This window comes from Rothia sp. 110740021-2 (assembly GCF_054263775.1).
Window position 1 is genome coordinate 292,298 of sequence record NZ_JBSZFE010000002.1, and the last position, 20,951, is coordinate 313,248.

A 20,951-nucleotide genomic window follows, 5' to 3' on the forward strand; every position below is an offset into this window, starting at 1 on the left:
ACACCACGAAACCGCACGGTGTAGCGGCGCTACGCTATTCTTTTAGGTATGTCTACTGAGAACACACAGCCTACCCAGGCACCCGAATCTACCGAAGAAAAGGCCAAGAAGCCGGTTCCCGAGGAATTCTTCCGCCAGCCCTACTCCTTCGTCCGCCGCGGCGATCGCCTCACCGCGCGCCGTCAGAAGGCGTGGGACACCTACTCCCCCACCCATGTGCTGGACATCCCGCGCCTGCGCACCGATACTTCCGTAGCCCCCGAGGCGACTTTCGACCCGGTCAAGATTTACGGCCGTAAGGCGTACCAGGTCGTCGAGATTGGTTCCGGTCTGGGAGAGGCAATCGTGCACCGCGCAGTTGAGGTGCCCGAGGCAAACTTCCTTGCCGTTGAGGTGTACACCCCCGGCATCGCAGACCTGCTGCTGAAGATGGGTAACGCCGGCGTGGAGAACGTGCGTGTGGCTCAGGCGAACGCACCCGAGCTGCTCGACAACATGCTTGAGGAGAACTCCGTGGATGAGCTGTGGGTGTTCTTCCCGGATCCCTGGCACAAGTCCCGCCACCACAAGCGCCGCCTGGTGTCCCCGGCGTTTGCTGATAAGGTTGCGCGTGTGCTCAAGCCCGGCGGCATTTGGCGTCTGGCGACTGACTGGGAGGAGTACGCCCTGGTCATGCGTGAGGTTCTGGAGGCGCACCCCGACTTTGAGAACGTGAACCCAGGCGCCGGTGCGACCGAGGAGGATCCGCTGGGTGGCTGGGCTCCGCGTTGGGAGGGTCGTACTCTCACCAGCTTTGAGCGTAAGGCTCAGGAGGCGGGCCGCCGCGCGCACGATCTGACTTACCGCCGCAAGTAAGCGGAGCAGCGCTAGCAAGAGTTACCGCCATGTGATTTCCCGCCGCCGCGCAAAGTGCATACGTTAAAGAAGGTGAGGCTCCCCGATCATTCGGGGAGCCTCACCTTCTTGTGTGTGGGTCTAAGTGCATGCGGGCGGGGGTCTACCCTACCTCGCTCGCACAACGCTAAGACGCACAAGCCTATATGGGTGGCTGACTAGCGCAGATGGGCCAGAACAGCCGAGCCGTTTATCCTAGCCTAACAGGTTAACGCGGCTTACGGTAGAGAACCACCGCCGAAGAACGCCGACGAGGCGCCGGGCGGGTACCGCGGGCAATATGCACCACATCGCCACTGGTACCGGCGGCGAACACGCGCTCCGCCATGCCCAGCTTCACCTTCGCGTCCTCAACCTGACGCTGCAACGCCGCGATCTGCTCCTGTTGCTGCTCCACGAGGGATTCCAGCTCAATAATGCGGCGAATACCTTCCAGGGAGACACCCTCCTGCGAGAGCTGCTGAATCTGCTGCAGACGGTTCACATCACGCTGCGAATAGCGGCGCGCCTTACCCGGCGCACGCGAAGGCTGGACCAGGCCAATACGGTCGTACTGGCGCAGAGTCTGTGGGTGCATGCCGGCCAGTTCAGCCGCCACAGAAATCACGAAAACCGGGCGGTCCACACTGTGCAACGGCTTGCCGCTACGGGACTTAGATGATGATTCTCGAGATGCCATGGTTTACTTAGCCTTCTTCAACAGATCCTTACGCGGGTTCTCCTGCGGTGCCAGTTTTACGAATTTATCGAATGCTTCCTGCGCCTCTGCGCTCAGCTCGGCGGGCAGCACAATCTCCGGGATGACCAGCAGGTCGCCGTCGCCGCCCTTAGCTTTGAAGCCGCGGCCCTTAGCGCGCAGTCGGCGGCCGACCTGGCCGGGTGCCAGGCGCAGCTTCACGGTGGATGCGTCGGGCAGGGGCACCTCAATCACTGCGCCGTCGACAGCCTCGGCGAGGGTGACGGGTGCGCGCAAAATCAGGTTGTTGCCCTCGCGGGAGTACAGGGAGTCATCGGAGACGCGCACGGTGACCTTCAGGTCGCCGCCGCGCAGACCCTTGCCGCGCAGGCGGACCTTCTGACCGTCCTTAATGCCTGCGGGGATGCGTGCCTCGGTGTGGGAGCCGTCCGGCAGGAACACAGTCACGGTCGCGCCGGTGTATGCCTGGGCGAGGCTGATGCGGGTGCTGGTAGTACTTTCTTCGGGTGCTGCGTGCTGTGCGCCGCCGAAGCCGCCACCACCCATGCCGCCGAAGTCTGCGCTGGTGAAGCCTGCGGAGCGTCGGGAGCCGCCGGCACTGCCACCGAAGAGGCCGCCGAGCAGGTCGTCAATGTTGATCCCTGCGCCGCCGTTGCTGAAGCCACCGAATGCGTCCGCGCCGGGGTAACCGGTGTAACCGCCACCGCCGAAACCCCCCATGCCAGATGCGCCGTAGCGGCGGATCTGGTCGTACTCTTCGCGCTGCTTCTTATCGGAGAGCACATCGTATGCTTCCGAGATTTCCTTGAATTTCTTCTCTGCTGCGGCGTCGCCGGGGTTCAGGTCCGGGTGGTACTTGCGGGAGAGCTTGCGGTACGCCTTCTTGATGTCGCTTTCGCTTGCGTCTTCGCTGACACCCAGTGCCTTATAAAAGTCGTCGGTTAGCCAGTTTTCACTTGCCATGTTGCGTTTCTCCTTCTGCGGTGATGCGCCGCCCTCCTCGGTTACGGGACGGCTAGCAGGGCACCACGTTCTTGTCTTAATGCTCTATATAAAAGTTTAGTCTACTTGACTCAATTTCGAAAGGGCTAGCCCAAAAAATAGCACCCCTACAAGCCTTTTAACCACCGCCACAGCTCGCCGAAACCCGCGCCAACACGGGCATAGCATCCCGGGCAAAACAGGCGCACCGGGCAGAACAGACGCGCCAGGCGGCCCGGGCAAATAGCTCAGGCAGAACAGCTCAGGCAAACAACAGGGCGGGCACTCCCCCATCAGGGAGAGCACCCGCCCGTCGTTAGTTATTCAGCCAATGCTTAGCCGACCGCCTTACGGTGCGACAGCCACAGCCACCTGAGCGGTACGAACCACGCGGTCGTTCACGCGGTAGCCGTAACGCAGAACCATGGAGACATGATCCTCGGCCACCTCGTCGGTGGGCTGCTGCAGTACAGCTTCGTGGATGTTCGGGTCGAAGGCATCGCCTACTTCACCGAAACGCTCCACACCCTGCTTGCTGAGCAGCTCTTCGAGCTTCGCAGCGATGGAAGCGAAGGGGCCGTCCTGCAGGTCGCCGTGCTTGCGTGCGGCGTCGATGTCGTCGAATACCGGCAGCAGTGCGCCGACCAGGTCACCGATTACGAAGCTTCGCAGCTGCTCCTTTTCGCGGGCAGTGCGGTTCTTGTAGTTGGTGAACTCAGCCTGCAGGCGAAGCAGGGAGTCTAGGCGCTCTGCGGCGAGTGCCGCATCCGCAGATTCTGCTTCTACGGCGTCCTGGAGCTCAGCCTCGACGGCTTCCGCTGCGTCGTCGGTGTTTTCTGCCGATTCAGCTTCGGGGTGGCCTTCCGCTGCGGGGGCGTTGAATGCCTCCTCCAGCGGGTCGGGGGTGACGTTTTCCTGCTCAGCCATGATTACTTCTTCTCGTCTTCGTCGATGACCTCGGCGTCGACAACGTCCTCATCAGCGGCGGGCTTGGACTCGGATGCCTCAGCCTGTGCTGCTGCGTAGAGTGCCTCGCCCAGCTTGGACTGGGATGCCTGCAGCTTCTCGAATGCGGACTTCACTGCTGCGTCGTCGTCGCCTTCGAGTGCCTTCTTCAGCTCGTCGACATCACCCTGGACCTCGGTCTTAACATCCTCGGGCAGCTTGTCGCCGTTCTCCTTCAGGAGCTTCTCGACGGAGTATGCGACGGACTCGGCTGCGTTGCGGGTGTCAGCAGCCTCGCGGCGTGCCTTGTCCTGCTCTGCGTGTGCTTCTGCGTCCTTGACCATGCGGTCGATGTCGTCCTTGGAGAGGGAGGAACCGCCGGTGATGGTCATGGACTGCTCAGCGCCGGTGCCCTTGTCCTTTGCGGAGACGTGCACGATGCCGTTTGCGTCGATGTCGAAGGTGACCTCAATCTGGGGCACACCGCGGGGTGCGGGGGCGATGCCGGTCAGCTCGAAGGTACCCAGGTTCTTGTTGTCGCGAGTGAACTCACGCTCACCCTGGAAAACCTGAATGGTCACGGAGGGCTGGTTGTCCTCTGCGGTGGTGAAGGTCTCAGAACGCTTGGTCGGGATTGCGGTGTTGCGCTCGATCAGCTTGGTCATCACACCACCCTTGGTCTCGATACCGAGGGAGAGGGGGGTGACGTCGATCAGCAGAACGTCCTTACGGTCGCCCTTCAGAACGCCTGCCTGCAGTGCTGCACCCATTGCCACGACCTCGTCGGGGTTCACGCCCTTGTTGGGCTCGCGGCCGGTTACTTCCTTGACGAGCTCAGCAACGGCGGGCATACGGGTGGAGCCACCGACCAGAACGACCTCGGAGATCTCGGAGACGGACACACCGGCTTCCTTGATGACGTCCTGAACGGGCTTCTTGGTGCGCTCGAGCAGGTCGCGGGTCAGTTCCTCGAACTTTGCGCGGGTCAGCTTCTCATCCAGGTGGATGGGGCCTTCGGGGGTGACGGACAGGTACTGCAGGGAGATGTTGGTGCTGGTTGCGCTGGACAGTTCCTTCTTAGCCTGCTCAGCTGCTTCCTGCAGACGCTGCAGCGCGATCTTGTCCTTGGACAGGTCTGCGCCGGTGTTTGCCTTCACCTGTGCGAGCAGCCACTCGACTACGCGGTGGTCCCAGTCGTCGCCACCGAGGCGGTTGTCACCGCTGGTTGCGCGAACCTGAATGGTGGAGAAGCCGTCTTCGTCCTTGCCGACTTCCAGCAGGGAGACGTCGAAGGTACCGCCACCGAGGTCGAAGACCAGGATGAGCTCGTCTTCCTTGCCCTTGTCCAGGCCGTATGCGAGTGCTGCGGCGGTGGGCTCGTTGACGATACGCAGGACGTTCAGGCCTGCGATCTCGCCGGCTTCCTTGGTTGCCTGACGCTCAGCATCGTTGAAGTATGCCGGGACGGTGATGACAGCGTCAGTGACGGTGTCATTCAGGAATGCCTCTGCGTCACCCTTCAGCTTCATGAGGGTTCGTGCGGAGATTTCCTGGGGGGTGTACTTCTTGCCGTCAATCTCGGTGGTCCAGTCGGTGCCCATGTGGCGCTTGACTGAGGAGATGGTGCGGTCGACGTTGGTCACTGCCTGACGCTTTGCGACGCTACCGACCAGAACCTCGCCGTCCTTGGAGAATGCGACGACGGAGGGGGTGGTGCGGGTGCCCTCTGCGTTGGCGATAACTACGGGGTCGCCGCCTTCGAGAACCGAAACGACAGAGTTGGTGGTACCGAGGTCAATACCTACTGCACGTGCCATATGTATTCACTCCTTGTGATCAGCGCCCCGCTTCTTCTAATGCGAGGCGGGATAGTTTGAAAATTGTGGAGGCGGTCGGTGCTGCGCATGCCGCCCCGTGTGGGACGGTCTGCGCGGCTCCCTTGAGCCTCATGTACTCAAGTATGCACTCCCCTAGCTGGGGTGTCAATAGAGTTGAGCGAACTTTACTCAACTTTTTTGTGTTGAGTGGCGTGAGGGGTGGGTTTTTTAGGGTTCTGGGGCGGCGTTTTGCGGGTAATTTCGGGGTGGTGGCGAGGCGCGAATGGGCGGTTTTGCCGCGGAATTCCGGGGTTTTAGTCTAAGTACGGGGGCGGCGAGGCGATTCAGCTCACGGCGGATATGGGTGGGGTGGTTGGGCGAAAAAATTTTTAAAAATCTTTAAAAAGGGGTGAAAACCCGAAAATTGGGGTGTGGGAGGAGTTCCGGAAGGTGGCGCAGGGACACCTTATATAGGGTGTGCGAGGTGATTTTTAGGTCTGGATTTAGTCCTCTAACAGCGTTGCTAGGGGTGCAGTGAGACATCAGAGGTTCACTCCTCTTATATATGGAGGGCCTGTTTATGAGCCCCATCGCTCACTTTATGGAGGCATCCTTGCTGGTCCAACCCGCAATTCTCCAACCTTCACCTGTGGCTTGAGGCTACCCGTCTACCGTATCCTGGTTACGACCATATCCTCTCAAAGTAGACAGGAGAAAACATGCCAAATATCAACCCCAGATTCACACGGCGTGAAGCCATCCAGAAAAAATGCACCGAAATCAAGAATAGCCTATTACTTACCATCTACATATTCCCCAAGCTACAGAGACAGCGAAGGGAGAGTATAAATCCACTAATCCAAACCGCGCTAGCACTTATTGCTACCCCAATTTTATTTATAGCAATATGGGCATTCTTCTGCTTCAATGACGCAATTACAGCAAATAAATCTTTATCTCAACTCCTAATGCTTGCGGTAATCTTAGTAATCTCCCCCCTTGCCATGAAATGGATAATTCTAAATAAAAAAAATATTGAAACATATAAGGAAAATTCTGAAGAGAATCAAGATAGTTCAAAAACCCAAGAATCGACCATAACAAAATACACCCCTTTAGATCATATTAAATATCTAATCTCTCTGTCACCAATTGTTATATCCTTACCATTTATCTTAGTATTAATGCATTACAAAGATACACTAGGAAACAACACAGAAATAGCATTACAAATTACCTCACTCAAACTGCCTCAAAATCAACAGGTATGGATTGCAGAATCCCTTCTACTTCTGGCAATTATCTACTTAACCACATTGCCAAGTATCGCTCTTCTCCCATCCTCAAAATTTGGGACTCATCTAATATTTAATAATACAACTATTCACCGACATAAGAATTGGGATATTCTATATTTTTACACATGCCTACAGCTATCTATTTTAATTTTTCCAACAACATGGATACTTAATTTCATATTCAACGCCTTTGATAGTGAATCGAAAGTTTTATACCTTACAGGAAGTATAACCTTTTCATTTTTACTCGGTCAATTATCCATCGGGTATAGTATGCTAAAAACAATTAGAGAAGAAAAGACTATTCCCTTGCACGAAATATCCAACAATTACAAAGGATTTTTACGGGCTACCCTTGTAATAATTGCATTAATAGCTGCATCAACGGGCAATATGTACATCAACACCGTCTATCAGGGAGTAGGGCGACTGATAGCAGACCCTGGAAACAGCAACACTGAATTAGCCAATCCATATTCATGCGTCTTTTCAGGAGATAGACAACACCCCGAACCAAAAGCAGTTGGCATCCTTATTTCCGCCAACGCATCTTCGATTCATATATTTACCCCATCCTTTAACTCAAAGGACAAAAAATACGAGAACATTGAAAACAACTCTATCCAGGGGTTAACAGAATCCCATCTAGAAATCAAAAAAGACTACTATATCGAGAGATACAATAAAGAAAAGCATAAATATAACGAGGAAACCGGAGTGTGCAATTATATAGAAAATAACTAGCATTAGGATAGAATGTTACTTTAATTATTAATAAATAATTAAACAAAGTTTCCGTGAATTATTGCTAAATTCATATACCACATAATACGTAAGTGGGTCTCTGAGACACCCATCCATCATTTTGGAGGCTCCTCACCATGGATGCTTCCCGATATACTGGAAGATAACTACTCCCCGTAGCAAAGATAGGAGAAATTTCAAATCATGACCGAGAAGCGTAGCAGGTCTACACAACCCCAAAAGGAAAATTTTTACCAAACTGCAGGCTGGTTCTATCCCACTCTCTTTGGTACTGCTTTCATTGGGGCAATTCTGGCATTTTCAGCCCCCTTACTATTCTCCCTCCCCCAAGATGACAATCGTAGTGTTGATACGATCCGCCAACTTATCTTTTTTATGACTGGGGCCATTCTTGCCGTGTTTACGTTAATAGATACTCATCTTAAAAATAGAAGCCCACGAAATAAACATTCCTCCCCCCGGACTCGCCAAGTACATACGGAACGTCGTGTCCGCTACATCACAGCTATTGAGCAAATTGCCGACGCGAACCGTCCTATTCGAATGGGAGGTATTTACACGCTTATAGGCCTTGTAGATGAGTGGCTGGACGACGACAATATCGACGAAGAAACTCGATTCAAAGAAGGGCAGGTTATTATCAACAACCTCTGCTCCTACATTCGTTCACCTTTCCCCCTAGCAGAGGAAATTGAAGAATATGAAGCCCGCAAAGAACTAGAAAAGCTCCAGAAATCAGAATTCGAGAAGCTCAGCGAAGGAGAGTCTTCACGGCTTCAGGGCTTGCTTAAGCGTTTCGAAGATTCTGACGAATACGAAAATCCTAAAGATATCACCGCGGACTATGCAAAGTTCCACGAAGAACAGGACATACGCCGTACCATTTTTGTTGAAATGAGCAAGCGCAGCAGCACTTTCACCAAAAACGAAAAGGGGGATATGATTCCTAGCCGGGGTGCATGGAGCGAATTTGAATTCGATTTCAGCCAAGCGCCCATTTTCTATTCCCTAAATAACCTCACGATTGAGAAAGGTAATTTCTCTTCTTCGAAGTTCCATGCTAAGGCTGAGTTCTCTCGTGTAACTTTCACCTGCAATGCAGACTTCAGCGGGACGATTTTCACCAATGACGCTAACTTTATCGATGCGACATTCATTGATAATGTAGATTTCGGTAGGGCAGTTTTCACTGGGGAAGCAAAATTTATCGGAGCTACACCCTTCATCAATGCTAAGGATTTCAGCCGCGTAACCTTCAGCGGCAATGCAGATTTCAATAATGCAGAATTCCATAGTAAAGCAAACTTTATGGGTGCGTATTTCGCTCATGAGGCTAACTTCAACGAGGCGACGTTCACAGGTGATGTTAGCTTCTACGGCGTAATCTTCGCCGGTGAGGCCAAATTTGGAGGGGCAACTTTCACAAGCAACACAAATTTTGTCGAGGCTACTTTCAAAGGCGGTGTTGGGTTCTACAAAGCGACCTTCACGAACTTTGAACCAACTTTCATTGCTATGTGTTGGCATGCCCGATTCTCCGTAGCCGTGGACCGGAGGAATTACAATTTCTCCGTTACAGAAGAAAGCAAACCTATTCGTTGCAGAACGGCTAAGCTCATAGATAAACCGTTCGATATACCTCTCAACACGATACTTTTTGATCCTGATTCAAACCGCATAAGTGAGCCTGCGAAGTAAATAGAAGGTTCTGGAAAAGAAAGAAGCCCCTCTAAATAAGGCCCACCTACAGATGCCCCGCCTGCACCTCTCGTGCAGGCGGGGCTTCTTACTTTTAACCACCGCGAGCGCGCCAGGGCGGGGCTCTCCCCTATGCTGGTTATAAGCCAGCACCGGAGCAGGAAGGGCACACCACCATGAACCTCAACAAACTCTTCACCACGCTGCGGCAACGCAAAAACACCCCGGCACGCAACCAGCAGGCCGGGCGGCGCGAACGCTACACGCACGCTCTCGAACAATTCCTTGACGGGCAGCCCGCCGTACGCCTCAGCGGGGTGTACACGCTCGCAAGCCTCGCAGACGAATGGCTCACCGATACCTCTCTCCCCGAGCAGGTACGCCACGAAGAAGCCCAGACCATCATCGACGCACTGACCGAGTGCATCCGCACGCCCTACCCCCTCGCGCAGAAACGACAAACCCTAGAATCAGACGAGACCCCCGAAGGGTACGAAGGCGACTTTACGCGCGATCAGGAGGCACTACGCGAGGAGCAGCTAGTGCGCCGCACAGTCTTCATGGAGTTCAGTCGCCGCCTCGCCACCGTCGCCGCGAGCAGCGAGAAAGACAACAGGAAAAGCCGGCACACGACGCCGCCAATATCACCCATGTGGGCTGATCTGCGCTTCGACTTCGGCGGCGCGACCATCTTCTACCCGCTACGGCAGCTGCACTTTCAGAACGCCGATTTCGCCTCCGCAACCTTCTACGGTCCGGCGGATTTCTTCGGCGCAACCTTCCACGGTGACACCAGCTTCTCGGCGGCGCAGTTCACCGCTGACGCCTCCTTCCACGGCGCGAACTTCACCGACTGGGTGGGATTCAGCGCCGCACACTTCGCAGGCGTGGCAGAGTTCAGCGGGGCACGCTTTGCGGACGCGGCAAGCTTCGCGACCGTAAACTTCACCGGCGAGGCTGATTTCTCAGACGCGGTCTTTTCGGCTGCGGCTGACTTCGCGGTATCCGCCTTCAAGTCCGATGCCAACTTCTCACACCTGAACGTCGCGGGCATAGCCAGCTTCGCGGCGGTCACCTTCGACGGAAAGGCAGTGTTCACCGCCTCCACGTTCCACGATGAAGCACACTTCGCCGCGTCGGTCTTCAACCGTTCGGCGGTGTTCTCCAAGTCGCTATTCGGCGGGGTCGCGCGCTTTGCCGGTATAGCCACCAAGCAGTCCGCAATGTTCAGCAACGTACGCTTTGCGAGCGCGGCGGACTTTAGCGGGGCGTCCTTCACGCAGTACGAGGATTTTGGTGGGGCGCGGTTCGACGGCGACGCCACGTTCAGCCGGGCGTCTTTTATCGCGCTTCCGAGGACGCGCTATGAGATGGACTTCCCGCAGTACGCGAACTTCGATAACACGGTCTTCGCGCAGGATGCCGACTTTAGTGAGGCGACGTTCACGGCGCATGTCGGCTTTGGCGGGGTGACGTTCGCGTGGGAGGTGAGCTTCAACGGGGTGAGCTTTGAGGGCGCCTACTTCGCGGATGCGACGTTCGGTCAGCGGGCAGATTTCAGGCAGACTAGCTTCATGTATGTTAAGCCGTCCTTTGAGGCTTTGGATAGGCGGCTGCAGAGGGCACGGTTCTCTGCGCAGGCGGATCCGCAGGATTACCTGTTCGAGGCGCGCCCGGAGAGTCCGCACGGTTTCAGTTGCGGTACGGCGAACCTTCTTAATAGAACGTTCATTCTCCCTGTCGGCGCTGTGCTTTACGACCCGGATTCCTGGGACGAAGAGAAGCAGGAGTACACGCGCGTTAGTGAGCCCGCACAGTAAAACCTAACTCTCCCCCGCCGTCGGGGAAGCTCCCACACACAGACCCCGCCCGTGCATCCAGCGCTGGCGGGGTCTTCGCATTTGACCCACAACCACCCAAGCCCAGCAGCTTTACCTTATGCTGAGTATGACCCGCCCCTTTCAACGATGACAGGAGAACCACATGCATCTCGCACCCAGCACCGCGTGGGTTTGGCTGATAGCTTGCGCAGTCGTCATTCTGTTTTTCCCGCTCGCCGCGCAGTTCGGCAACCTCAAGGGGAAACTGTCTAGCTTCCGCACCTGGGTTTGGGCTATCGCTCTCTTGGGCATTGTCACGGCGGGTTTTATGCCTTTCGCCTTTGACACTGATATCGCCTATTTTGAGGTTCAGCCGTTCATTTTCTTCATCACCGGCACCCTGCTGGGCGTTCTCTTTCTTGGGGAGTTCCACCGCATGAACGCCCAGAAAAAGCTGGAACACCCCCAGCGGGTGCACGCTGAGCGCCGTACCCGTTACAGCAAAGCAGTTGAGCAGCTGGCGTATCCGAACCCGGCAGTCCGTGCGAGCGCCATCAGCACGCTTGCGGGTCTGGTGGATGAGTGGCTCGCTGACGAGCAGCTCAGCGTTGAGACGCGGCAGAAGGAGGGGCAGGTCATCGTCAATGCCCTCTGCGCTTATGTTCGTTCGCCGTTCGCGCGGGCGTTCAAGGCAGAAGCTTTTGAATCCGATACGCCGCCCGCTAACTACGCGGGTGATTTCGCTACGGATCTGGCGGCTTTCCGTGGTGAGCAGGATGTTCGCCGCAGCGTCTTCGTTGAGATGAGCAAGCGCAGCAGCACCCTTGCCGAAAATGAGAAGGGCGAGGCGGCTGTTGTCCCCGGCGCCTGGAGCGGCTTTGAGTTCGATTTTAGCCGGGCGGTTGTCTTCTACCCTCTGGACGGTCTGACTATTGAGAACGCCGACTTCTCTGCGGCGAGGTTCTGCAACGGTTCAGATTTCAGCGGGGCAGCTTTTGTGGGAACCGTAGATTTCACCCGCGCAACTTTCGGAGAGATTGCGGGGTTCGGTGACGCGACCTTTGCAGGCGATGCGAATTTCGGTCACGCAACCTTCACTCATAGCGCTAACTTCGGGGGAGCGTCCTTCGTCCAGAGCGCGCATTTCGATGGGGTGAAGTTCATGCAGAAGGCGCATTTCAGCGGGGTGGAATTCGCTCAGGAAGCGAACTTCACTGGGACGGCCTTCATCCAGAACGCTAGTTTTGGCGGGGTAAATTTTGCCCGGAACGCAGACTTCAGCTGGGCTGTGTTCGCTCAAAACGCGCACTTCGTCGGGGCCGTTTTCAGTCAGGTTGCAGACTTCAATGGGGCAACTTTTACCCAAGATGCCCGCTTCAGTGAGACGGCTTTCGAGCAGGTCGCACGCTTCAAATGGGCGACTTTCACACAAACCGCAGACTTTAGTGAGGCGGCTTTTGACCAAGGTGCAGATTTCAGTGAGGCTACCTTTGAGGCTGACGCTGAGTTCTACGGAGCGTCCTTTATGGGTGTTGCAGATTTCTGCGATGTGTCTTTCGTGAAGAATCCCCCAGTCTTCGCTGTTGAGGACGCTGACTCGGGCGAGATGCGCCGGACGCGATTTGCTGCGCTGCCTACCGGTTCGGAGGCTACTGGTCAGGAGGCGCATAATTTCGCGGTGTATGATGACAGCCAGCCTATTCCGCTGGGTACAGCCGGGCTGAACGGCGTGGGCTACCGCATCCCGGTTGGTACGGTGCTCTTTGATTCGGCGTCCTGGGATGAACGGCAGAAGGAATACACGCGCATGAGTGAGCCCGCGTAGTAATATCCCGAAGGCCCCGCCACGTTGAATGTGTGGTGGGGCTTTTGCGCATCTGGTGGCCGCCGCCGAGCATCTGGGCACAAAATAAAAACGGCACGAAAAACCCCGCTGAGCTTGTAGGCTCTAGCGGGGTTTTTCGAATCTTATCTACCCGGATTCATTTATCGCTTTCCAGTGGTATTACGCCATATCTGAGATAAATAAAACTTAAATCGGGCAACAAAAATCCGCGGAATATGTGTCATCTGCTAAAATCAGCAGTGACAACGCAATTCCGCGTTGGATTTATGTCTCTAACTAAATAGAGAGGAGGTGAATCATATGACCAAAAAGCAATTTTGGCTGATGGTTCAGCGGGGTAGCGATATTGCAACCCTATTTCTTGGTCTCGTAGAGATTTTGCGCGTAATCTCTAGCTGTCTCTACTAGACCATCCGTTGGTGGAGCTACTAGTGATGTTGCAGCATCACTGGTAGTTCCACTTTTATTTTACTGTCATTACGCATAAGGACATTCCCTGTATGCATGACCGTATACCTAATAATTTAGCGCATTTCTTAAGACATAACAACACGACGGCACTAATTACGCCATTATTGTATCCGCCGCAAGGAACAATATCGCCCATTTTGAGGATTTCCATACTCACCTCGTCCGCTACAGATTGCAGAAGCATCGTCTGTGCATCTCATGCAGGCGAAGCCATCGTTGATGACCGGGCGCAACTCATGACAGGTAGCTTTACCCTATGCTGGAAGGTGAACGTTCCTATCAGAGAGGACAGGAGAACCTAGTGCCCAGCACATCATCCGCTCCAGAGAGCCCAGTAATCCCGAAAGCTCAGGAGAAGCCTTGGTACATCCAGCACTTTACTAAGCTCCTCATTGGCTTTGGTCTGGGCGGCGGTGCGGTTGCGCTCGTTCTGCCTTGGATGCTGTGGTCGCACTGCGGCATGAGCTCGGGTAGTTCAGATCAGCTGCGTCTGCATCTTTTGTACGTCACTGGCGGCGTTATTGCGGTTCTGACTCTTCTGCAGACTAATTGGAAGAATCAGGGTGACCGTCTCAAAATTGACGCGGACATCAAGAAGAATGAGCAGGATGCGGAGAAGAACCAACGCGACCATATCCGCCAGGTTCATGCTGAGCGTCGTAGCCGCTACACCAAGGCTGTAGAGCAGCTAGCTGACGAGAAAGCAACTGTCCGTCTGGGTGGTATCTATACCCTCGTGGGCCTCGTTGATGAATGGCTCACCGATGGCACTCTCATTCCCGAAGAACGGCAGAAAGAAGGGCAGGTTATTATTAATAATCTTTGCTCCTACATTCGTTCACCCTTCACCCTGGCGTTAAAAGCAGAGATGTTTGAGGGCGATTCAGAGCCAGATAACTATGAAGGAGATTTCTCCAAAGATCAGGCGGTATTTCGCGAAGAACAGGATGTACGCCGCACTATCTTTGACGAGATGAGCAAACGCAGTAGTACCTTCACTAGGGATAGGATTGGCAAGATAATCGACACCTCCCTAGGAACGTGGAGTGATTTTGAGTTTAATTTCAGTCGAGCACCTATTTTCTATCCTCTCAACGCCATCACGATTGAGAAAGGTAATTTCTCAGGCGCAAGGTTCTACGCTGGTGCGAATTTCGTCGAGGCAACCTTCACCAGCAACGCGGATTTCAGAGCGGCAACCTTCATCTGCTATGCAGACTTCTTCATGGCGACCTTTACCAGCAATGCAGACTTCAGCGCGGCGACCTTTACCAGCAACGCAAACTTCGTCGCGGCGACCTTCACCAGAATCGCGAGCTTCAGTAAGGCAACCTTCACCCGCCGCGTAATCTTCTACAGCACGACTTTCACCCAATATGGGCCACTCTTCACTATGGCTGGTTCAGAAGAGTACAAAGCCCAATTCTCCGCAGGAGCAGGCCCGCGAGACTATGATTTCTCGGTCTCTTCGGAAAGCAAACCTATCAAGTGCGAAACGGCTACGCTTCTCGGCAAGTCGTTCACTATCCCCATTGGGACGATACTCTTCGACCCGGATTCCTGGGACGAAGAGAAGCAGGACTACACCCGCATCAGTGAGCCCGCGCAGTAATATCCAGAGACCCCGCCCGCACATCCAGCGCTGGCGGGGTTCTTACTTTTGACCAGCAACAGCCTTTGTCAGATGAATCTCCGGTATAGTGAAAGGTGACCGTTCCTCTCAACGAAGACAGGAGAACTAGAGACCATGGTAGAGATACCCGAGAATCAAGAAAACCCATCACAGCCTAACTCCCCGTGGTGGGAAAAAGTTACAGCATGCGCCCAGGAAAACTGGCTTTACATAGCCCTCGTCTTATTATCTGTAATTGGGGTTCCCTGTGCTTTGTTTCTTCCTCAGCATATCCCAGGGCTCAAGGATGACGGCAATACTATTGTCTCCTTCCGTCAAGCTATCTTGGCTGTATTGGCTGGAGCTCTTACAATGCTTACTTTGTGGGAAACCCATCGTAAAAATACCCATGAAAAAGACAAGAACGACCGAGACCACATCCGCCAAGTACATGCTGAACGCCGTAATCGCTACACCAAAGCTATCGAGCAATTGGGGGATGAAAAGGCACCAATTCGTCTAGGCGGTGTGTACACGTTAGTAGGTCTAGTCGATGAGTGGCTCACAGATAAGAGTATTAGAGAGGATAACGACCGCAGCAAGGAAGGTCAGGTTATTGTCAATAGTCTTTGTTCCTATCTTCGTGCACTACCCCCTAAGACAAAACTCTCAGACCTAAAGAAGGGAAAATACCCGTCTGATGAGGCAGAAGTACGTATTGCCATCATCAAAGAAATTAGTGCGCGGATTAATTTTGACTCCAATTCTCAATGGTCAGATTTTAAATACGACCTATCGAATATATTTTTCTTCTATCCCGTAAATTTCTCAAAGTGCGTCTTTAAGCACCCCGCACTGTTTAACGATTCATATTTTGCGGAGGGTGCAAGTTTTAAGGGGGCAAATTTCAACGATACAACTAATTTCTCGGGTGTAACCTTCAGAAAAAAAGCAGACTTCAGTCAAAGCTACTTCAGATGCACACCTGGCAAGGCGATATATAACGCTTTGAACGATCAAGACTACAGTCTTATTGCTAATGATTTTTCCAAGGCCACCTTTATGGAGGGGGCTAGAGCAAACTTCTCACACGGAGAAGTTCATGGAGAGATAACATTCCGTGAAGCCGAGTTCAAAGAGGGCATATATCTCTCCCAAAAAGTTTTTTTCAGCTCTACTTCTTTCATCGGCGCAAAATTTGAAAAGTCTACTAATTTTTATGCTACCTTCGTGAATAGTGCACCTGAATTCGCCATGAAAGACAATAACGGAAAGGAACATAAGGCAAAATTCTCAATTGGTGCATATATTGACGATTACAAAATGGAAACAAATCCCGACGGTGAGTCATTTCCTCTAGAGGACCTTACTTTGCCCAATAGTTGGACATTCACCATTCCTGAGGGTTGCGAGCTTTTCGACCCCAATCCTTTGCCCGCCCCCAAACCGTGAGAAAAGCCCGCTGAATAAGGCTCATATTTTAGGCCCCGCCGACCTCCGTCGGCGGGGCCTTCGCGTAACCTCGCGCGCCCGCAACGAATACGCCTCGGCGAGCGCATCCGCCCGTCACAGCGCCGCCCAAAGCACCACCCCGAGCCCCACCGCGCCCAACCACCCTCTACCCCACCGATACACTAGAACCATGTACCGAATCATGACTGTCTGCACCGGCAACATCTGCCGCTCCCCCGTCGGCGAATACCTCATCCGCCAGCACGCCCAAGAAGCCGGCGTGCCCGTCACCGTCACCTCCAGCGGCATCAGCAACGAAGAAGAAGGCAACCGCATCGACCCGCGCGCCGCCGCGCAGCTCACCACCCGCGGTATCGACCCGTCCGCGCACCGCGCCAGCGTCTTCACCGTCGAGGACTTCGACCGCAACGACCTCATCCTCGCCATGGACGCACCCCACTACCTGCGCCTCAAAGCCCTCGCCCGCAACGACGAGGACAAAGCCAAGATCCGCATGATGCGCAGCTTCGACCCGAAGGTCACCACCACCCACCTGGACCAGCTCGGCATCTACGACCCCTGGTACGGTAGCGAACGCGACTTCGTGTACACCACCGGCCTCATTGACGCCGCCGCACGCGGCCTCATCAACCACCTCAAGCAGGAAGGCGACGCCCAGTGAGTCAGCGTATCCCCTTGAACCAGAACCACCACGTCACCGGCACCACCGAAATCCTGGAGCTCTGCAAAGACATGCTGCGCCTGGAGCACGGCATCGGCAACGACTTTGACATGGACACCGCCGAATTTACCGAATTCCGTGCGCAGTTCCTTGCCGACTTCGCGCAGATCCCGCTGATCATCGGCGTTGACGGCCGCAGCGGCACCGGCAAAACCAGCCTCGCCGCGCAGCTTGAGCGGGAGCTCACCGCCGCCGGCCACAGCGTGCACGTGCTGCACCTGGACGACTTCTACCCCGGCTGGGACGGCCTCTTCGACGGCGTGGAGGCGTGGGACGCGCTCTCCGTGCAGCTGACCAAGGGTATTGCCGAGACCTACACCCCGTGGGATTGGGAGGCGGGCGCCCCCGGTGAGGTGCGCACCGTCGACCCGGCGGCTACGCAGGTCATTATCTGTGAGGGTGTCGGCGCGATTGCGGGCGCCTGCGAGGTGCGTATTCTCGCCACCGCCCCGGACGAGGTGCGTTACGAACGCGCCATGGCTCGTGACGGTGACACGTTCCGCCCGCACTGGGAGCGCTGGGCGGCGCAGGAGGAGGCGCTACTCGCCGAAATCCCGGAGGACTACGCAACCGTGGACTTCATCTACGACAGCACGGCGCAGTAGTAGCCGCCTACAAGACAGTAGGGCCCAATGCTTTGTGTATCTCGAAGCATTGGGCCCTACGGCTATTTAGAGGCAGTTTTATTCAGGCGCTGTTTTATTCGGGCATGGGAGCCGGGCTAGCGGATTCCATGCGGTCTTTATCCCAGTAGGTTGAGGTATTGCTCGGCGCATGGGTGGAGGCTGTATCGTCTTTTTCGTTACCCGAGTTGTTGTTAGAAAGCACGGCAAAGACTACGAGCAAGCAACAAGCTATGAGCAGCAAGATACCCAGCAAATATTTGTAATAGTGATTGCGCATCTGAGGTTGCCCCTCCGGTCGTATCGCGTGGTATGGTCAGCGTAAGTTATGCAGTTGTGCCTATCAATGCTTCTCAAGAATATTTCTCAAATATTTCTTCAGCGTTGGGGGCGCTGAGCAGCAGACTAAAACCGCTCAAGGGGTGGTGTTATCCGTAAGCGACATCAGGGTGTCCGAAGCGAAGCGAGGACGGGTGCCCCTGTAGGAGCGTGGATAACACTGCCCCTTCTGCGTACCCGTCCCGCTCCCACATCGAAAAAATATCAAACATTTAACTTACGAAGCCACACCCAATTCTGCTACCGTGAACAAGTTGTGCTTCTAGCCTGCGCACGCTCATCCCCGGAGCGGTACCGCCGCATCCATGTCTTGTAGAGCCGCAGGCGCCGTTGCACGCGCATCACGTAGAAAGAAAAACTAAGGACTAATGTCTTCGAAGTCGACTAAGACCTCTTTCGGGCTATCACCCCTTTTCATTGTTGTTCTGGCGCTGTTGACCGCTATCGCGCCGCTCGCTACGGACATGTACCTGGCGGCGCTACCGGCGGTCGCTGAGAATCTGAACACCACCAGCACGAATGCGTCCCTTACGTTGAGCGCGTTCATGGTGGGTATGGCGCTCGGCCAGCTGGTCGTGGGTCCGCTGTCGGATAAGACGGGCCGCCGCAAGCCGCTACTGATTGGTGCGGTCATCTGCTTTATTGCGACGGTGGCGTGTGGTTTCGCGCCGAATATTGAGCTGCTGATTTTTGCGCGTTTCATGATGGGCTTCACCGGTTCGATTGGTGCGGTGCTGACGCGTTCTATCGTGGCTGATACGACTGAGGGTCTGGGGACGGCTAAGCTCATGGGCGTCATGATGATGATTAACGGCTTCGCGCCGGTGCTTGCCCCGCTGTTTGGTGGTTGGGTGCTGTCGTGGGGTAACTGGCGCGATATTTTCCATGTGCTGGGCGTGATTACCGCGCTCATGATGCTCGGCGTGATCTTCGTGATTAAGGAGACCCTGCCGGTGGAGGAACGCTACCAGGGCACCGCCCTGAGCGTGTACTCGGAGCTGCCGAAGGTGCTGAAGGTGCGCCGCTACATGGGTTTCATGCTGACGATGTGCTTCGCGTTTGGTGCGCTGTTCTCGTACATTTCCGGTTCGACGTTTGTGTTGCAGAAGATTCTGGGCTTGTCCGAGACTGAGTTCACGATCGTGTTCGGTGTGAACTCGATTGGCATTGTGCTGTTCAGTGCGATTGCGACGAAGCTGGTGGGTCGTGTGGCGCAGCGCCGCATTGTGAATGTTGGCGTGGTTAGCCTGCTGGTAGTGTCTTCGCTGCTGTTGGTCAGCTTCCTTGTCGGTATTTCGCTGGTGCCGACGCTGATTCTGTTGTTCCTGCTGACTAGCTCGTGCGGTCTGATTTTTGGTAATGCTTCGGCGTTGGCGTTGAACGAGGCGCGCCACATGGCGGGTAGTGCTTCGGCGGTGATGGGTACGGTTCAGGCGATGCTGGGTGCGGTGGCAGCACCGCTGGTGTCGATTGCCGGTGAGCATGAGTACCTGCCGATGGGCTTCTCCATTCTGGGTTTCGCGGTCCTGACGGCGCTCGTGCTGTGGACTACCCCGCGTAAGGACTCGGACTACTCGGCGGACGGTCTGAGCCACGGCGCTAGTGAAGGTCACGGCGCTCCGGCGGCGGGCCACTAGCCGTTCATAAGTACATATCTGTGCACATGCCCGGGAGGGACGGTGTTATCCGTAAGCGACATCAGGGTGTCCGAAGCGAAGCGAGGACGGGTGCCCCTGTAGGAGCGAGGATGATGCCGTCCCTTCTGCATGTCTCGTCCATCTGCCCCTGTAGGAACGAGGGCGAGTACCCTTATCCCGCGCTGGTTCTGGATGCGAACGTACAATAAGACTATGTCTAGTACCGTTATTCTTCTGAACGAACAGAACCCGCAGGGCATCTTCGTTGACCCGTCCGTGCCCCTCATCAGCGTTGATGATCAGGGCTTCACCCGCGGCGACGGCGTCTTCGAGACTATGCTGTCCGTCAACCGTCGCGTGCGTAAGCTCGGCATGCACCTGTCCCGCCTCGAATCGTCGGCGCGCATGCTGGACTTGCCCGACCCGGAACCTGAGATTCTGCGTTCGGCGGTGGAGCGCCTCATGCGTGAGGCGACCGCCGGTGCCGAGACTGCGCTGGGCGAAGAGCATATCGTGAAGATTATTATTTCGCGCGGCCCCACCCAGGCGGTGACTTCCATGCAGCCGGGCCCGTACACGCTGATTATGGCGTCGCCGGTGCCTGCCTCCATCGTGAAGCGCCGTACCGAGGGCGTGAAGGCGATGCTGCTGCCGCGCGGCCACGAGCCGATGGACAACAGCGCCTACCCGTGGCTTCTGGCGGGTGCGAAGACCCTCTCCTACGCGGTGAATATGGCGGTTCTGCGGTACGTGCAGGAGCGCGGCGCGGATGACGCTATCTTCATCACCGATGAGCGTCGCGTGCTGGAGGGCGCTACTTCTTCGGTGCTGGTCGCCAAGATTGAGGACGGCAAGAAGGTGCTGTACACGCCTGAGCCGAGCCACGGCATTCTCCCCGGAACCACGCAGGGCGCGGTGTTCGAGGCGGCACGCCAGGCCGGTTGGGAGCTTGGTTTTGGCCCGCTCTACCCGCAGGATTTGTTCGAGTCGGACGGCGTGTGGTTGGCGTCGTCGGTGCGTCTGATTGCGCCGGTGACCCACCTGAACGGTACCGCGCTGGCACATGACCCGGAGCTGACTGCGACGCTGTTGAACTACCTGGCGCAGCAGAGCTAAACGCGTACAAAAAGGGACGGCATTATCCGAGTGAGGATAATGCCGTCCCTTTATGCTGTCTGCAGGCTGAGTGCGGAGGTGTCTGTACCTTCCTGAAGCGACATCAGGGTGCCCGAAGCGAAGCGAGGGCGGGTCCCCTGTAGGAGCGAAGGAAGGGGGCAGGCGCTTCCTTATCTATGTCCCAGCGCGGGAGGACGG

Annotated in this window: 16 protein-coding genes; 11 read left to right on the forward strand and 5 right to left on the reverse strand. The window is 55.5% G+C overall.

Annotation, left to right across the window (positions count from 1 at the left end):
* Positions 1 to 48 precede the first annotated feature (48 nt).
* The gene (trmB, locus tag ACUXHH_RS07170; protein ID WP_371568544.1) at positions 49 to 855 is read left to right on the forward strand and encodes a tRNA (guanosine(46)-N7)-methyltransferase TrmB; all 807 of its coding nucleotides are present in this window, start codon (positions 49 to 51) and stop codon (positions 853 to 855) included.
* Between the two features lie 247 nt (positions 856 to 1,102).
* Here trmB and ACUXHH_RS07175 read toward each other — a convergent pair whose 3' ends face one another.
* From ACUXHH_RS07175 to dnaK, 4 genes are all read right to left on the reverse strand, one after another.
* On the reverse strand, positions 1,103 to 1,573 hold the full coding sequence (locus ACUXHH_RS07175) for a heat shock protein transcriptional repressor HspR (RefSeq protein ID WP_279741696.1): 471 nt from the start codon (positions 1,571 to 1,573) through the stop codon (positions 1,103 to 1,105).
* Between the two features lie 3 nt (positions 1,574 to 1,576).
* Positions 1,577 to 2,554 carry a DnaJ domain-containing protein gene (locus ACUXHH_RS07180; RefSeq protein WP_458391131.1) on the reverse strand — a complete coding sequence of 326 codons (978 nt, stop codon included), beginning with the start codon at positions 2,552 to 2,554 and terminating at the stop codon, positions 1,577 to 1,579.
* A 366-nt stretch (positions 2,555 to 2,920) separates the two neighbouring features.
* Positions 2,921 to 3,499, reverse strand: a complete 579-nt coding sequence (locus ACUXHH_RS07185; protein ID WP_314079934.1) for a nucleotide exchange factor GrpE — start codon at positions 3,497 to 3,499, stop codon at positions 2,921 to 2,923.
* A gap of 2 nt (positions 3,500 to 3,501) precedes the next feature.
* On the reverse strand, positions 3,502 to 5,334 hold the full coding sequence (dnaK, locus tag ACUXHH_RS07190) for a molecular chaperone DnaK (RefSeq protein ID WP_458391132.1): 1,833 nt from the start codon (positions 5,332 to 5,334) through the stop codon (positions 3,502 to 3,504).
* 719 nt (positions 5,335 to 6,053) lie between these two features.
* Here dnaK and ACUXHH_RS07195 point away from each other — a divergent pair.
* The 8 genes from ACUXHH_RS07195 to ACUXHH_RS07230 all read left to right on the forward strand — a co-directional run bounded on the left by ACUXHH_RS07195 (position 6,054) and on the right by ACUXHH_RS07230 (position 17,643).
* Positions 6,054 to 7,376 carry a hypothetical protein gene (locus ACUXHH_RS07195; protein ID WP_458391133.1) on the forward strand — a complete coding sequence of 441 codons (1,323 nt, stop codon included), beginning with the start codon at positions 6,054 to 6,056 and terminating at the stop codon, positions 7,374 to 7,376.
* A 204-nt stretch (positions 7,377 to 7,580) separates the two neighbouring features.
* Complete coding sequence (locus ACUXHH_RS07200; protein WP_279754260.1) at positions 7,581 to 9,095, forward strand: pentapeptide repeat-containing protein; 1,515 nt, start codon at positions 7,581 to 7,583, stop codon at positions 9,093 to 9,095.
* 176 nt (positions 9,096 to 9,271) lie between these two features.
* Positions 9,272 to 10,915, forward strand: a complete 1,644-nt coding sequence (locus tag ACUXHH_RS07205; RefSeq protein WP_458391134.1) for a pentapeptide repeat-containing protein — start codon at positions 9,272 to 9,274, stop codon at positions 10,913 to 10,915.
* 163 nt (positions 10,916 to 11,078) lie between these two features.
* Positions 11,079 to 12,740: a pentapeptide repeat-containing protein gene (locus ACUXHH_RS07210; protein ID WP_458391135.1), complete on the forward strand. Its 1,662-nt coding sequence runs from the start codon at positions 11,079 to 11,081 to the stop codon at positions 12,738 to 12,740.
* 793 nt (positions 12,741 to 13,533) lie between these two features.
* On the forward strand, positions 13,534 to 14,844 hold the full coding sequence (locus ACUXHH_RS07215) for a pentapeptide repeat-containing protein (RefSeq protein ID WP_458391136.1): 1,311 nt from the start codon (positions 13,534 to 13,536) through the stop codon (positions 14,842 to 14,844).
* Between the two features lie 135 nt (positions 14,845 to 14,979).
* Positions 14,980 to 16,296, forward strand: coding sequence for a pentapeptide repeat-containing protein (locus ACUXHH_RS07220; RefSeq protein ID WP_458391137.1), 1,317 nt, complete (start codon positions 14,980 to 14,982; stop codon positions 16,294 to 16,296).
* A gap of 202 nt (positions 16,297 to 16,498) precedes the next feature.
* Positions 16,499 to 16,978 carry a low molecular weight protein-tyrosine-phosphatase gene (locus ACUXHH_RS07225; protein ID WP_245534294.1) on the forward strand — a complete coding sequence of 160 codons (480 nt, stop codon included), beginning with the start codon at positions 16,499 to 16,501 and terminating at the stop codon, positions 16,976 to 16,978.
* A complete protein-coding gene (locus tag ACUXHH_RS07230) occupies positions 16,975 to 17,643 on the forward strand; it encodes a hypothetical protein (RefSeq protein ID WP_458391138.1) in 669 nt (222 codons plus the stop codon). The genes ACUXHH_RS07225 and ACUXHH_RS07230 overlap by 4 nt, the downstream gene beginning before the upstream one ends.
* A gap of 94 nt (positions 17,644 to 17,737) precedes the next feature.
* Here the strand turns inward: ACUXHH_RS07230 and ACUXHH_RS07235 are convergent, their stop codons facing one another.
* On the reverse strand, positions 17,738 to 17,866 hold the full coding sequence (locus ACUXHH_RS07235; protein WP_458391139.1) for a hypothetical protein: 129 nt from the start codon (positions 17,864 to 17,866) through the stop codon (positions 17,738 to 17,740).
* Between the two features lie 502 nt (positions 17,867 to 18,368).
* Between ACUXHH_RS07235 and ACUXHH_RS07240 the strand changes: the two genes are divergently transcribed.
* Positions 18,369 to 19,637: a multidrug effflux MFS transporter gene (locus tag ACUXHH_RS07240; RefSeq protein ID WP_458391140.1), complete on the forward strand. Its 1,269-nt coding sequence runs from the start codon at positions 18,369 to 18,371 to the stop codon at positions 19,635 to 19,637.
* Between the two features lie 213 nt (positions 19,638 to 19,850).
* Positions 19,851 to 20,753, forward strand: coding sequence for an aminotransferase class IV (locus ACUXHH_RS07245; protein WP_005509006.1), 903 nt, complete (start codon positions 19,851 to 19,853; stop codon positions 20,751 to 20,753).
* Positions 20,754 to 20,951: the final 198 nt, after the last annotated feature.